General features: G+C 70.9%; 11 protein-coding genes. 6 read left to right on the top strand and 5 right to left on the bottom strand.

Annotated elements, in window-relative coordinates; genetic code table 11:
- The first annotated feature begins 43 nt into the window (after window positions 1–43).
- From E6A26_RS03320 to E6A26_RS03300, 5 genes are all read left to right on the top strand, one after another.
- Window positions 44–979, top strand: coding sequence for a sugar phosphate isomerase/epimerase family protein (locus tag E6A26_RS03320; protein ID WP_136609750.1), 936 nt, complete (start codon window positions 44–46; stop codon window positions 977–979).
- A gap of 123 nt (window positions 980–1102) precedes the next feature.
- Window positions 1103–2095 (top strand): 3-hydroxyacyl-CoA dehydrogenase family protein, encoded by a 993-nt coding sequence (locus E6A26_RS03315; protein WP_136609749.1) that lies wholly within the window; start codon window positions 1103–1105, stop codon window positions 2093–2095.
- A gap of 19 nt (window positions 2096–2114) precedes the next feature.
- Window positions 2115–2882 (top strand): SDR family NAD(P)-dependent oxidoreductase, encoded by a 768-nt coding sequence (locus tag E6A26_RS03310; protein WP_136609748.1) that lies wholly within the window; start codon window positions 2115–2117, stop codon window positions 2880–2882.
- A 368-nt stretch (window positions 2883–3250) separates the two neighbouring features.
- Window positions 3251–4624, top strand: coding sequence for an MFS transporter (locus E6A26_RS03305; RefSeq protein ID WP_234864959.1), 1374 nt, complete (start codon window positions 3251–3253; stop codon window positions 4622–4624).
- 249 nt (window positions 4625–4873) lie between these two features.
- Window positions 4874–5569 (top strand): GntR family transcriptional regulator, encoded by a 696-nt coding sequence (locus E6A26_RS03300; RefSeq protein WP_136609747.1) that lies wholly within the window; start codon window positions 4874–4876, stop codon window positions 5567–5569.
- 167 nt (window positions 5570–5736) lie between these two features.
- Here the strand turns inward: E6A26_RS03300 and hpaB are convergent, their stop codons facing one another.
- Both hpaB and E6A26_RS03290 read right to left on the bottom strand, forming a co-directional pair.
- The gene (gene hpaB, locus E6A26_RS03295; protein ID WP_136609746.1) at window positions 5737–7188 is read right to left on the bottom strand and encodes a 4-hydroxyphenylacetate 3-monooxygenase, oxygenase component; all 1452 of its coding nucleotides are present in this window, start codon (window positions 7186–7188) and stop codon (window positions 5737–5739) included.
- A 64-nt stretch (window positions 7189–7252) separates the two neighbouring features.
- A complete protein-coding gene (locus E6A26_RS03290; RefSeq protein ID WP_136609745.1) occupies window positions 7253–7783 on the bottom strand; it encodes a flavin reductase family protein in 531 nt (176 codons plus the stop codon).
- A 221-nt stretch (window positions 7784–8004) separates the two neighbouring features.
- On the opposite strand from E6A26_RS03290, the gene E6A26_RS03285 reads away from it, so the two are divergent.
- Window positions 8005–8715 (top strand): IclR family transcriptional regulator, encoded by a 711-nt coding sequence (locus tag E6A26_RS03285; protein WP_136609744.1) that lies wholly within the window; start codon window positions 8005–8007, stop codon window positions 8713–8715.
- Between the two features lie 56 nt (window positions 8716–8771).
- Here the strand turns inward: E6A26_RS03285 and E6A26_RS03280 are convergent, their stop codons facing one another.
- The 3 genes from E6A26_RS03280 to E6A26_RS03270 form a co-directional block, all read right to left on the bottom strand.
- The gene (locus E6A26_RS03280; protein ID WP_327407261.1) at window positions 8772–9950 is read right to left on the bottom strand and encodes an MFS transporter; all 1179 of its coding nucleotides are present in this window, start codon (window positions 9948–9950) and stop codon (window positions 8772–8774) included.
- 274 nt (window positions 9951–10224) lie between these two features.
- Window positions 10225–13413 (bottom strand): AAA family ATPase, encoded by a 3189-nt coding sequence (locus E6A26_RS03275; RefSeq protein ID WP_136609743.1) that lies wholly within the window; start codon window positions 13411–13413, stop codon window positions 10225–10227.
- On the bottom strand, window positions 13410–14591 hold the full coding sequence (locus E6A26_RS03270) for an exonuclease SbcCD subunit D (RefSeq protein ID WP_136609742.1): 1182 nt from the start codon (window positions 14589–14591) through the stop codon (window positions 13410–13412). Before E6A26_RS03270 ends, E6A26_RS03275 begins: the two co-directional genes overlap by 4 nt.
- Between the last annotated feature and the right edge of the window lie 41 nt (window positions 14592–14632).

Here is a 14632-nt window from a genome sequence, read left to right as displayed (position 1 = left end):
AAGTAGGAACGTCAGCAAGAACGATTGGACGCAACGGAGCACCATGCCGGAGAACCTTCCCTACACCGCCGAAACCTGGCCCATCGCGACGTGCCTCCACGGCTTCGCAACCAAGGACGAGAACGGCGTGCCCCTGCACGACGCCGCCCCCGAGGTCTGGGATGACATGTTCGCCCAGATCGCCGAGGTCGGCTTCAATCTGGCCGAGCTCGCCGACAGCCACGTCCGCCCCGCTGACCTCGAGGCGTCCCGCCGCGACGAGTTCCTCGCGATCGCCGCGTCCCACGGAGTGGGCATCCCGTCGGTCCACCTCCAGCGGCAGAGCGTCATCATGCCAGGCCACGACGAGCGCAACCTCGAGTACGCCCACCGGACCATCGATGCCGCGGCGGAGTGGGGCATGCAGGTCTTCTCGACCGGACTGCACCAGCCGTTCAGCGAAGCCCAACGCAAGGCGCTCTGGTTCTGGACGGCCGAGGGGCCCAAGGATCCCGATGATCGGGACACGTGGGACCTCGCCGTGCGCCGCATCCGCGAGCTCGGCAAGCACGCCGCGGAGGTGGGCCTCCCCGTCTCCCTCGAGCTGTACGAGGACACGTACCTCGGCACGGCCGACAGCGCGGTGCGCTTCGTCGAGGAGGTCGGCCTCGACAACGTGGGGCTCAACCCGGACGTCGCGAACCTCATCCGCCTCCACCGGCCCGTCGAGGACTGGCGAGAGCTCTTCGCCAAGACGCTCCCCTACGCCAACTACTGGCACGTCAAGAACTACACGCGTGACGAAGCCGCGGATGGCAGCTGGGCCACGTCGGTTCCCTCGACCATGGAGGCGGGCCTCATCAACTACCGCCAGGTGTTCCGCGACGCCATCAAGCTCGGCTTCAACGGCATCATCCTCACCGAGCAGTACGGGGGCGACAGCCTCGGCGTGTGCGCCACGAACCAGAAGTACATCCGCACGCTGCTGCCCAAGGGCTGACGGGGCTCAAGCAGCCCAGTTCACACCAGCAGCCCAGTCCACACTGGCAGCCCAGCCCACACAGCAGCCCTGTTCACTCAAGCAGCCCAGTTCACTCAAGCAGCCCGTCCAAAGGAGGACTCAATGTCTCTGCGCCAGATCGCCGTCGTCGGCTCCGGCTACATGGGAGGCGGCATCGCGCAGTCGCTGGCCCTCGCCGGCGCCACGGTCAAGATCGCTGATATCAGCGAGGAAATCGCGAAGAAGAACTATGAGCGGCTTCTCGCCGAGGCCGCCGACTTCGCCGAGCAGGGCCTGTTCCCTGCCGACGCCGTTGAGCGCATCGCGGCGAACCTGACCGCGGCCGCCTCGATCGAGGAGGCCGTCGCGGACGCTGACTTCATCGAGGAGGCCGTCCCCGAGAAGATCGAGATCAAGCACGAGACGCTCCGCCGCATCAGCGCCGCGGCGCGCCCGGACGCGATCATCGGCTCCAACACGTCGACGATCCTCATCGGCAAGCTCGCCGAGGCCGTGACCGGCCCGGAGCGCTTCCTGGGCGTGCACTTCTCCAACCCCGCACCCTTCATCCCCGGCGTCGAGCTCATCCCGCACGCCGGGACGGACGAATCGCTCCTTCCTGCGGTCGAAGAGCTTGTCGCCCTGACCGGAAAGGAAACAGCGCGGGTCAAGGACTCGGTCGGCTTCGTGCTCAACCGCCTCCAGTACGCGCTGTTCCACGAGGCGACCCAGATCGTCGAGGAGGGCATCGCGACGCCGGACGACATCGACACGATCGTCCGCACGACGTTCGGCTTCCGCCTCCCCGCGTTCGGTCCGTTTGCGATCGCGGACATGGCCGGCCTCGACGTGTATTCGTTCTGCTACGCGTCGCTCCAGACCCGGTGGCCCGAGCGCTTCGCGACTCCCGAGTCGCTGCGCGAGCTCGTCGACGCGGGGAAGTTCGGCACGAAGTCGGGCGCGGGCTACCTCGACGTCCCGGCCGAGCGCATCCCCGAGCTCGTCGCGTACCGCAACAAGGCGTACGTGGCGATCAAGAAGCTCATGGACGAACTCGGTCCCGCGCCCATCCATCCAGCGCCCGCCCCCACGGCAACTGAACCCGCCGCCCACTGATCCTGGCAGGAGACCCCACATGACTACCTTCCCCGCATCCCGCACGGTCATCCTCACCGGCGCCGCCTCTCCGCGCGGCATCGGCCGCGCGTCCGCGCACTACCTCGCCGAGCTCGGCTGGAACGTCGGCATCATCGACCTCGACGCGGAGGCCTCGAAGCGCGTGGCCGAGGAGATCGCGCTCGAGCACGGCGTCCAGGCGGCGGGCGCCGGCGCCGACGTCTCGGACGAGGCCCAGGTCCGTGCCGCCTTCGACGAGCTCGAGGGCGCACTCCCCCAGATCGTCGCGCTCGTGAACCTCGCCGGAGTGTCCTCGCCGGTGCCGTACCTCGAAGTCACCGCCGATGAGTGGAACCGCGTCATGGGCATCAACATGAACGGCGTCCACTACGCGACGCGCCGGGCCGTCGAGTCGATGGTCCAGCACGGCGTGGGCCGCGTGGTGAGCCTCTCCTCGGTGTCCGCGCAGCGAGGCGGCGGCACCTTCAGCAAGACCGTCTACTCGGCGGCGAAGGCCGGCGTGATCGGCTTCTCGCGCAGCGTGGCCCGCGAGCTCGGCCACCAGGGCGTCACGGTCAACGTCATCTCCCCCGGCCCCATCGACACGGACATCATGGGCGGCACCCTCACCGATGAGCGCAAGGAGAAGATGGCGGCCGACGGCGTGCTGCCGCGGATCGGAACCCCGCGCGACATCGCCGCGGCGATCGCCTACCTCATCAGCGAGGACGCCGGCTTCGTGACGGGCCAGACCCTGAACGTCGACGGCGGCCTCTACATGCACTGAGGCCTTCAGCCCGCACGCACTGAGGCCTTCAGTCCGCGCCGATCTCTTCAGGCCAACACCGGCCACGAAAGGAGCAGTCGCCGTGAAATCCCTCCTCGGCACCTGGACGAAGTCACGGATCGCGTTCCTCGCGATCGGGATCGTGTTCGTCGCCATCGGTGTCGTCACGATCGTGCAGGGACGCTAAGCCCCGCACCGCGCGGTCCCGCGGGCGTACTCCACAGCGCGCCGACGATCACCGCGCAGCACCACCAAAACAGCACCGCGCAGCACCAACCCAGCACCACCAAACCAGCACCACAGCACCGCACCCGCATCACCCAACCCTGCAAGAAAACCCACAAGGTTCATCTCAAAGGAGAGCTGACGTGTCCACATCCGCTGAGCGGACTGCCGCACCGTCCCTGCAAGACGGCGCACTCAAGTCCGCGATCTCGAAGGCTGCACGGCATCTCATGCCGATGCTGGTCATCCTCTATTTCGTCGCGTTCCTCGACCGAACGAATGTCGGCTTCGCCGAGGCCGCCCTTCGGGTCGACCGCGGCGTCAGCGATGGCGCCTTCGCACTCGGAGCCGGCATCTTCTTCATCGGCTATGCACTCTTCGAAGTGCCGAGCAACCTCCTCCTCAAGCGCTTCGGGGCCCGCTTCTGGCTCGCACGCATCGCGATCACGTGGGGGATCGTCGCGGCCGCGTTCTCGTTCACGACGAACGACACGATGTTCACGACGCTGCGGTTCCTGCTCGGCGTCACCGAGGCCGGGCTCTTCCCCGGCGTCATCATGTACCTCGCGGAGTGGTTCCCGAACAAGGTCCGCGTTCAGATGTTCGCGATCTTCTACCTGGCCCAGCCGTTCTCGCAGATGATCGGCGCCCCGCTCAGCGGCGGCCTCATCAGCATCGGCGACTCGCTCGGCTTTGCGCGGGGCTGGCAGGTCATGTTCTTCGTCGAGGGCCTGCTCGCCGTCGTGGCCGGCATCGCCTCGCTGTTCCTGCTCACGAACAGCCCAGCCAAGGCGAAGTTCCTCAACGACGAAGAGAAGGCGGCGCTCTCGGGCGCCATGGCGGTCGAGGACCGCGTTCGGACCGAGGACGGCCCGAACGGCATCTGGCGCGCGATGGCGAACTGGAAGGTCTGGTACTTCACGGTCATCTACTTCGCGCTCCAGATCGCTGTCTATGGCACCACGTTCTACCTGCCCCAGCAGGTTGCCGGGCTGATCGGCAAGAAGGTGGGCTGGGAGGTCGGACTGGTCTCGGCCATCCCGTGGTTCGTGGGCCTGTTCGCGTGCTACTTCCTCGGAAAGGCCGCGCACACCATCGTGCGGCGCCGCAATTGGGGCGCCCTGCTCTACATCGGAACCGGCGTCTTCATCCTGGCCTCGGGCTGGGCCGGTGCGAACAACCAGCCGCTCCTTGGCATCCTGTTCATCACCCTGGCCGTCTCGAGCTTCCTCACGGTCGGTCCGATCACGTGGGCGTACCCGACCTCGTTCCTCACGGGTGCCGCCGCGGCCGCGGGCATCGGCCTCATCAACTCGCTCGGCAACCTCGGAGGTTTCGTAGCCCCGCTCATGCGCACGAGCATCAACGACGCGTTCAAGACGAGCAGCGGCGTGTGGGGCGTGGTCTCCCTCGGCATCTTCGCCTTCGTCGCCGCTCTCATGATGTACCTGACCAAGTACTTCCGGGCCGCAAAGTCGGACGAGTTCCTCGACGAACCGGTCGCTCCGCAGCACTGACCGTTCCTGTTCACGTGCGGGCCGCCAGCGAAGGCTGGCGGCCCGCGCTGTCCTCTGACCGGCACTGTCTCTGGCCGGCACTGTCTCTGGCCGGCCTGCCTCTGGCCAGCCTCTCTTCTGGGCCAACACTGCCTCTGGCCGGCCTGCCTCTGGCCAGCCTCTCCTCCGACCAAACCTGCCTCTGACCAGCACCTCCTCTGGCCTGTCGCGCAGGCCCAGCCATACCCCCGATCCGATAGGATTCTCCGCATGCCAGCCCTCTCTGGTGGCCGCCGGCCAGCCAACCGCCAGCTCTTGGCCGACTACGTCTACCAGGAGCTGCTCGCGTCGCTCATGGACGGGCGGCTCGAGCCAGGGTCGGGCATCGGGATCGACCGCATGGCGGCGGAGCTCGAGGTCTCGCAGACCCCCATTCGCGAGGCGCTTGCGCGGCTCGAGGCGACGGGCCTCGTGCGCCGCGAGGCCCTCAAGGGCTACCGCGTTGCCCCGTTGTTCACGGCCGAGGAGCTCGGGGAGCTCATGGAGGCGCGCGCCATCATCGAGCCGGCCATCACGGAACGCGCGTGCGCGCACGTTACACCCGAGCTCCGCGCCGAGCTTGAGCGCGCCGTCGACGATCTCCGCGGCGCTCCCACGGGTCCCACCTTCGCCGAGTACGGCAGTTACTGGGAGGCCGACGAACGCTTCCACCGCCTCATCGCCGAGAACGGGCACAATCGTTTCCTGCTCAACGCCTACAACGCGCTCGGCGGCCAGGTCCAGCGCTTCCGGTTCTTCGGCAACCTCGGCGTCACCGACGCCGAACACGCGATCGCCGAGCACACGCGCATCCTCGCGGCTTTCGAGGCTGGCGACCCGGAGGGGGCGCGCGTCGCGATGCTAGAGCACATCACGCGGGTCCACGGGCGCGCGCTCAAGGACGCGACCACGTCACCGCGCACCTAACGCGGGCGCACGGGACGGGACCCCACAACCCACGGGACGGGACCCCACAACCCACGGGACGGGACCCCACAACCCACGGGACGAGACCCCACAACCCACGGGACGGGACCCCGCAACCCACGGGACGGGACCCCGCAACGTTTTCGGGCCTATTCAGCCCGCGAGATTCAGTCCTCGCGGTGCAGGAACTCCCGCACGCGGGCCCGCAGCGGATCGCGGTCGTAGCTGTTCACGAGGGCGCCCGCCATCCGGACGGGATCGCCGAAGAAGAAGTACTCGTAGAGCGACTGGCGGCCAGCGAACCCGGTCACTGACGCGTCGGCCGCGAGCTTGAAGAGGCGGATGCGCTCGGGGCCGGTGAGCGACTTGCCCTGGAGGTACATCTCGATGTCCTCACGCGCGACGTCGAGATCGGCCTCCCCCGGGAGCCCCATGAGGCCCGACGCGCAGAACTTGCGGATGATCTCGGGGTAGCGCTGCGAGACCTTGGGGTACCAGTTGCGCGCGGCATTGAGCGTGGGCCAGTGCGGGAGCATGACGCCGTCGTCGCTCAGCTCGGCCTGTGCCTCTGCCGCGACGATGAACGCCTTGCCGATCTCCACGTTGCGGATAAGCTCCGCAAGGTCCTCCTGGATGTGCTGGAAGCCGTCGATGCCGATCATCGCCGCGACCTCCGACGCAAGGCCCAGGAAGAACTCGCTCTTGGCCAGTGTGCGAGTCACGACCTGATGGGTCATGAGCGCGGCGGCGCCCGTCTCGGAGTACCACTGGTTGCACAGCTCGGGGTGGCCCAGCATGAAGACGCGCTCGTGCGGGACGAAGACGTTGTCGAAGACGACGACCGCGTCGACCTCCTCGAAGCGGCTCGCGAGCGGCTCGTCGTGGTGGCCGCCACCGTGGTGCAGGCCCGCGCGGCACAGGTAGTGCAGGCCCGGCGCGTCATTCGGGATCGCGACCGCGAACGAATAGGGGGCGTCCTCGGGGGTGGCCCTCAGGAGCGTCGACGGGAAGACGAGGAGCTCGTCCGCGATCGGCGCGATGGTCGCGAGCATGCGGGCCCCGTGCAGGACCACGCCGTCGGCCCGCTCCTCCACGACCCGCGCGGCAAGCTGGCCGCCGAGCTGCTCCGATCCCGAGACCGAGCGATTCGCCTGCGGCGGGATGAGCGTGTGCGTCGCGAGGAGGTCGTTCTCGCGCGCGAACTCGTAGTAGGCCTCGATGCGCTCGCCGTAGACGGGATCGGCCTGGGCGAAGAACTTCTTGGCCGAGCCGAGGGCCGTGAGAGCCGAATTGAGATAGTCGCCGGTCCGGCCCAGGAAGCCCTGCGAGTAGTTGGCCCACACGGCCATGGCCTCGCGCCGTCTCACGAGGTCCTCCCGGGTGCGCGGCACGAGGAAGGAGGCGTTGACGGGTTCCCCCGTGGTCGGCGACGCGTACGTGAGCGCGTCCCGGAACTCGGCGTCGTGCTGGAGGTCGAAGAGCTTCGCGTAGCTCCGGGCGAGCCCTCGGAACGACGGGTGCTCGGTGAGGTTCTCCGAGACGACTTCCCCGTCGATCACGAGGTGGGGGCGCATCGCGTTGAGCTTGTCGAGGAACTGCTGGCCGGTCCGGATACCCATGATTTCTCTCCAGTCGTCGAGTGGGCGGGTGCGGTCCTGGGCGTCGAACCGAGGAAGCCTTCTCCTAGAGCAGGTCTTCGACGCCGAGCTGGCTCTCGGGGATGGTCGTGAAGCGGCCGCTGGCGAACGCGAGGGCGTCCCCCGCACGGTAGTTGAAGTCGACGACCTCGCCCAGGTACAAGGTGTGGTCTCCGCCGTCGTACGCCGCCCACGGCGTGCACTCGAAGTAGGCGAGGACGCGGCTCAGGCGAGGGGCCACCGGCCCCTCGACCCACTCGGGCTCCACGCCCGGCCTGCCTGCGAAGTGCATCGCGAGGGCCTGCTGCTCGGCCCCGAGGATGTTCACGGTGAAGGGGCGGCCCGCGAGCTCGTCGTGCGCGCGCGTGTTGCGCGCGATGCTCACGAGCACGAGCGGGGGCTCGAGCGAGACGGACGTGAACGAATTGACGGTGATCCCGTGGCGCTTGCTCACGCCGTCGAACGTCACGATCGCGACGCCGGTGGCGAAGCGGCCCAGACTGCCGCGGAAGTGGAGCGCCCGGTGCCGGTTCGTCGGTCCGTGCCTGTTCGGAACTGCGCTGGGCTGCGCGATCATCGTCGCTACCTCCTTCAGCCGGCCTGATCTCGGACGGCTCACGCGCGGTCCCGGTTCAGGCAAGCACTGCCCCTGAGCGCCGACCTTGTCGGGCCGCGCTCTCTCGTTCTATAATAGAACGCACTGTCCCAATATCGAACATCCCCACTTTAGAGGAGTGTTCGCCTCCCCACAAGAGCCTAGGACGTTCGCCGGCCTCCCGGCGACGGAAGGAGCAGCGCATGCCGCGGACAGCGGAAACGGCGGCCCACTCCCAGACGCTCTCCCGCGGCCTCACGGCGCTCGAGATCCTCGCCGATTCCCGGGCGCCGCTCACCATAGCCGAGGTCGCCGAGTCGCTCGGGCTGCACCGCTCGATCGCGTACCGGATCATCCGCACGCTCGAGGACCACTCGCTCGTGGAGCGCGACGACTCCGGGCGCCTCCTGCCGGGCGCCGGCCTCGCCGTGCTGGCGCGCGGGGTGGCGCGCGACCTCCAGTCGGCCGCCGCGCCCGAACTCGGGCGGATCGCCGACGAGCTCGGGATGACGGCATTCGTGGTCGTGTGGGACCACGCCGAATGCGTGACGCTCTCCACCGCCGAGCCGCGCCACAACGGGGCGGCCATTGCGCAGCGCCCCGGAACGCGGCACAGCGTCGCGTCCGGCGCCCCGGGCATCGCGATCCAGTCGGCGCTCGGACGCGCCGAGTGGGAGCAGCGGATGCCCGACATCCCCTACCGTCCCGAGGCCGACGAGGCCCGCTCGCGCGGCTATGCCGTGAGCCATGACGAGGTCATCCCCGGCGTCTTCGCTGTGGCCGTCCCGATTCAGCCGGCCAGGCAGCGGCCGTCCGCCCTCGCCGTCGTCCATCTGGGGCCGAACCTCGACGCGGCCGCCATCGGCGCGACCCTCCAGGCCGCGGCGCGGCGCATCGCAGACGCGGTCAGCTAGGGGCGCGGGGTGGCGCGGCGCATCGCAGACGCGGTCAGCTAGGGCGCGGGGCGGCGCTAGCGGCGTCGCATGACGACGACGGCGGCCCCACCGAGCGCCGCGAGCACGGCCGCCGCGGCCACGGGCGTCGCGAAGGCCGCCGCCGAACCGCCCGACTGCGCAAGTCGCCCGCCGACCGCGGAGCCCAGCGCCGTGCCGGCCACGATCCCGCTCGCGAGGGCCGTCATGACGGTGCTCGTGCGCCCGGCGGGCGCGAGCCTCCCGCCGATCCCGAAGACCGTGACCATGATCGGGCCGACAGGTATTCCGGTCAGCAGCAGCGCGGCGGCCATGGGACCGACGCCTTGCGGGGCGAACAGCGTGAAGCTGAAGGCGAGCATCGCGAGCGCGCACGCGAACCATCGGGCTGCGAGCCGGAACGACTGCGGCCAGACCGCGACGCTCAGCGCGGCCGCAGCCGACGTGAGCCCCATCGCCGCGTACAGGAGTCCGCCCAGCTCGGGCACGCCGTGCTCGCCCGAGAACGCGGTCAGCGCAGCCTGGGTGCCCCCGAAGAACGTCCCCATGGCGAGCATCGCCGCGACCGGCAAGAGAACGATCGCCCACTCCCGGGGCCGGACCGGAGCGAGCTCTCCGCGCGCCATCGGGCGGACCGCCGCGGCTGTCGGGTGGACCGCGAACGCCGTCACGAGCGTGAGCGTGAGGGCCGCGGCGACGGCGAGGGGCACCCACGGCGCGAGCGCCGCGCCGAGCACCCCTACGAGCGCCGGGCCGAGGACGAACGTGACCTCGTCCGCCGTTCCCTCGTAGGAGAGCGCCGCGTCGAGCTCGAGTGCCCTGAGCGTTCGGCCCTCCGTGAGACCAATCCAGCGGGCCCTCGCGAACGGGCCGACCTGGGGCGTGGTGAGTCCGGCGGCGAGCGCCGCCGCGACGACCGGGACAGGGCTCGCGGGAGAGAGTCCCCCGGGCGGGTATGACGTGAGGACGACCGCGACGATCGCCGCCGTGTTGAGCGTGGCCGCGGAGAGGAGCACGGGCCGTTGGCCGAGTCGGTCCGCAAAGGCCCCGAGGACCGGTGCGCCGACGGCGGAGCCGACGCCGACGGCGCCCGCAGCGAGCCCGCCGAGGGCGTAGGAGCCGGACACCACCGAGAGGAGCGTGAGCGCGCCGAGGGTGAGCATCGCGAGCGGGAGACGCGCGAACAGGCCGAGCGGGAGGAAGGACCCGCCGGCCAAGCGCGGGAGGACTTTGTAGCGGGCTAAGACAGATACGCGGATCGACAACGGGCACGCCTCTTCGACTGCGCGACGTCCCTGCCACCCGTCGCGCCGAACCCGGCAACGGTCCCATCGTACCGGCCGGCGCGGTCCTCACGGCCTGCGCAGCAGAGGCCGCACGGGCTGGGGAGCGTGGGCCTCACGAGCTGCGCAGCGGCCCCACGAGCTGCGCAGCTTTGGCGGCGCGCTGCCCACGCACCCTCGTGCGGCCGGCGCCCTGGCCTCCCGCGCGTCAGATCGCGGCGCCGCCCGCGACGACCTCGAGGGTCGAGCCCGAACGTCCCTTCGTCACGCGGATCTGCGCCGGTATCCGCTGCTTGAGCTCGGGGACGTGGCTCACGAGCCCTACTGTCCGACCCCCGGCGCGGAGCCCCTCGATGGCCTCCATGACCTGCTCGAGCGTCTGCTCGTCGAGCGTCCCGAAGCCCTCGTCGACGAAGAGCGTCTCGATGTCAACGCCGCCGGTCTCGTGCTGCACGACGTCCGCGAGGCCGAGCGCGAGGGCGAGCGAGGCCATGAACGACTCTCCGCCCGAGAGCGTCGCCGGGTCGCGCCGCTGGCCCGTCCAGGCGTCCATGACCTCAAGGCCAAGCCCGGAGGCCGCTCCCCGAGCAGCGAGTGCGTCCGTGTGCTCGAGGCTGAACCGCCCGTCGCTCATGACGTCGAGCCGCTCGCTCGCGGCTGCCGCGACCTGCTCGAGCCGCCCCGCAAGCACGTAGCGGTGCAGCGACATGCGGAGCCGGTTCTCGCTGCCGCTCCCCCGAGCCGTCCGCTGGAGCTCGCCGAGGAGGTCGCTCTTGGCGCGATCTCTCCTCAGCGCCGGAAGCGTGGCGCGGAATTCCCCGTGCAGCCGCTCGCACTTGGCGCCCGCAGTGCGCGCCGCGTGTTCTGCGGTCTGGGCCTCCGCAAGCCGCGTCTCGGCGCGCCGGAGTGCCTCCTGACACGAGGCAAGCCGCTCCTCACCGCTCTCTGCCCAGCTTCCCCCGACAGCCCACTCGCTCTCCGACGCCACACGGTCCCCGGCCGCCCCGGCGACGTCCTCGAGGCCGCGCCCCCTGGCCTCCCGGGGGGCCCGCTCCGCGGCGAGCGCCCGGACCGCCGCCGCAGACTCAAGCAGGCCGTTGATGGACTGCTCCTCGGCCCGATGGCCGTCGACGGCGCGCCGCAGCGCCGCGGCCTCGGACTCGTCGAGGAGCGCCGCGCGGGCGGCCGCCGCATCCGCGAAGGGACTCACGGCGAGCGCCTGGGCGAGCGCGCTCTGGGCGTCGCCGAGCCGCGCCCCCTCCGCGGCGGCCCGTGCCGCCGCGTCCGCAAGCGGTTCGAGTGCCCGAACGACGGCGGCCAGCGCCGCGTGGCGGGCCCGCAGGCTCCCCCACCCGTCGCGCCACGCGTCGAGCTGCGTGCGGCGGCGCTCGATCTCGGACTCAAGCCTCCCGGACAAGTCCTCGGCCAGAGCGAGCGATGTCGACGCGGCCTCGTGCTCGGTGCCAGCCGCCCGCCGTCGGACGTCGAGGGCTTCGAGCCGCTTGCCGACCACGGCCAGGCGCTCCTCGGCCTCCCGTGCCGCCCGGAGCGCCATCCCTAGCTCCTCGGCCTCCCGCGCGGCCTTGTCGGGATCGGCGTCGCCTCCCCGCGCTGCAGCCGCCGCGACGGCTGCCGTCGCCTCCGCGACCGACGCCGCTGCGGCCCGCTCGCGCTCGGCGGCGCGCTCCGACTCCTCCGCGGCCGACCGTTCGCGGTCGACGAGGCGGAGCGGATCCTCGTCGCCGACGGCCGGGTGGGGATGGTCCGCCGAGCCGCACACCGGGCACGGCGCCCCGTCCGCGAGGCCCGAGGCGAGCTCGTAGGCCGTATGGGCGAGCCGCTCCTCGCGAAGGTCGAGCCATTCGGCCCTGCGCTGGAGGGAGGCCTCGCGCAGCGCGCCGTGACGCTCCTCGGCCGATCGGCGGCGCCCGGCGGCCTCCGCGAACGCCTGAACGGCGTCGAGGACTGCCCGCGCCGCCTCGAAGTCCCGCTGGAGGCCTCCGAGGGACCCCGCCGCGGACTCGAGCCGCGCGCGCTCGGCTGCCAGCTCCTCGGTGGAGCGGCCGAGCTCCGCGAGCTCGAGGTCGAGCCTGGCCACCGCGTCGCGCTGGCGCTCGGCCTGTGCCCGTGACGCCGACAGTTCGTCCTCGGCCTGCTGGAAAGCGTCCTCGAGGGGGATTCGTTCCTCGAGCACCGCGGCCTCCGAGCGCACGTCGCCCGCCTCTGATCGAAGCTCCGCCGCCGTCAGCTCCTTCCCCTCGGGCGCCTCCCACCCCGCGGCGGCGGCAACGCCGAAGGCCGCCCGGAGTTCCTCGCCGGCCCTCTGGGCCGCGACCGCGGCCCGCCGCTCGCCGTCGAGTTCCGCGCGCAGGGCGCCGGCCGCCGCCGCGCGGTCGAGTCGCTCGACGCGTTCGGCTTGGATCGGCCGGTCCGCCTCCCAGCGTGAACGGCGGGCTCGGGCAGCGGCGAGCTCGGCGGCGTCGTCGACGGCTCGGCGGCACTCCTCCTCGGCGGACCGCGCCGCGCTCACTCCGTCGCGCGCCGCCGCAATCTCCTCGCCCGCCCGAGCCGCGAAGTGGGCAAACCGACGAACCGCCCACTCAAACCTTGCGTCCACGGCGTCACCGTCGAGGGGTGTCGCCTCGTCGATCGCAAGCGCACCTTCCTCCGGCGCCTCCCACGGCGCGCCCATCGACCCGTCAGCCAGGGCGCGGCTCCACTCGGGCGCGGCCAGCTCGGCCTCGAGCTGCCTCACGGGCATTCTGGCCGCGGCCTCCGACGCAGCGGCGCGCGCCTCGGCCTCCTGCGCCATCGCCGCGAGCTGCGCCTCGACCTCGCCGAAGCGACCCGTCGAGAAGAGGCTCTCGAGCAGCTTCTCGCGCTCCTTGGGCTCCGCTCTGAGGAACGCGGCGAACTCCCCCTGCGGGAGCATCGCCACCCGCGTGAACTGCTCGCGGTCCATACCGAGCACGCTGCCCAGGACCTGCGACGCCTCGTCGTTGCGCGACGACACAGGCTGCCACTCTCCCGCGACAAGCTCGCGCAGGTGGGTGCTCGCCTGCTGCGTCGTGAATCCGTTCTTGGCCCGCGGGCTCGGGCGCTCCCAGGCTGGGGTGCGGCGCACCTCGAAACGCCGGCCCTGAGCGCTGAACTCGAGCACGGCCTCGGGCTGCGCGGCGGGGGCTGCGTGATGGCTCTTGAGCGACTTGCTGCCCTGCCGCGCTCCGGGCAGGCCGCCGTACAGAGCGAAGCACACCGCATCGAGCACGCTCGTCTTGCCCGCGCCCGTGGCGCCGTTGAGCAGGAACAGGCCGTGCTCGGCGAGGGCGTCGAAGTCGATCGACTGCCGCTCGGCGAACGGGCCGAAGGCCTCGATCTCGAGCCGATGGAGCCTCATTGCGCGGCCTCGGCGAGTCTCACGGCGTCGAGAGCGCCCTCGAGTGCTGCGCGCTCTTCGTCGTTGGGGCCCCGCCCGCGCACGTGGTCGAAGAAGCCGCAGCACACTTCGAGGTCGTCCCGGGCCGCCGCGAGGCGCCCGCTGTACGTCGTGGCCGCGCGCTCGGCGCCGCCCGCCGGGTCGAACTGCAGCGACAGCGTGAGCGGGAAGCGCGTGCGCAGGCGTTCCATGGCACGCTGCGGCCGCTCGGCATCCGTGAGCGTGACCTGGCAGCAGGCGGACTCGGCGTCGGCCAGCTCAGGATCGCCCAGGAGCTCGTCGAGGGTACCGCGCAGCACCGCGAGCCGATGGCTCGTCGGCCAACCCACCTCTTTCACGGAGGTCAGCCCAGAATCGCCGAACTCGACGAGCCACGCTCCCTTGGGCTGGCGCGCCTCGCCGAAGGAATACGCGAGCGGCGACCCCGAGTAGCGGACGTTCTCGGCGAGCCGCTGCCGGCCGTGCAGATGGCCGAGCGCCGCGTAGTCGATCCCACTGAACGCCTCGATCGGGACGACGTCGAGCCCGCCGACCGCGAGCGCGCGCTCACTCTCGGCGGAAATCCCGCCGGACGCGAACGTGTGGGCCATGACCACTGAATGCAAGGCACCGGCCCCCGTCGCTGAACGCTCGCCCCGCCGACGCTCCAGATCGGCGCGAATCCGCTCGATCGCGGCGCGCGTGACGGGCGTGTGGCCCGCCTCTTCGACGCCGAGTTCGTCCGCGACGAGCCGCGGCTCGAGATAGGGCACCCCGTACACGGCCACCTCGAAGCCCTCGGAGCCCTCGACGATCACCGGATCGGCAAGCTCCGCAACGCGCGTCCGGACGTGGACCCCCGCGCGCTCGAGAAGGCGCGCCCCGAAGCCGAGCCGCACGGCCGAATCGTGGTTCCCGCTCGTGAGGATGACCCGCGCGCCGGCCTCCGTGAGGCGGACGAGCGCCCTGTCGAGGAGCGCCACGACGTCCACGCCCGGCAGCGCACGGTCGTACACGTCCCCCGAGACGAGCACCGCCTCGACCCCCTCGGCGGCGACGAACTCCACGAGGCCGTCGATCCACTCGCTCTGGGCAGCAAGCAGCCCCAAGCCGTGGAACGACCGCCCGAGGTGCCAGTCCGAGGTGTGCAGGATCTTCATGGAAAAAAGCTAGCGGGTGGCACCGACATTCTTCGGTGCCA

The sequence above is a fragment of the Sinomonas albida genome (assembly GCF_004919045.1).
Taxonomy (GTDB): domain Bacteria; phylum Actinomycetota; class Actinomycetes; order Actinomycetales; family Micrococcaceae; genus Sinomonas; species Sinomonas albida.
The sequence above is the reverse complement of the archived record's forward strand: the minus strand, read 5'-3'. Positions and strand labels throughout refer to the sequence as shown.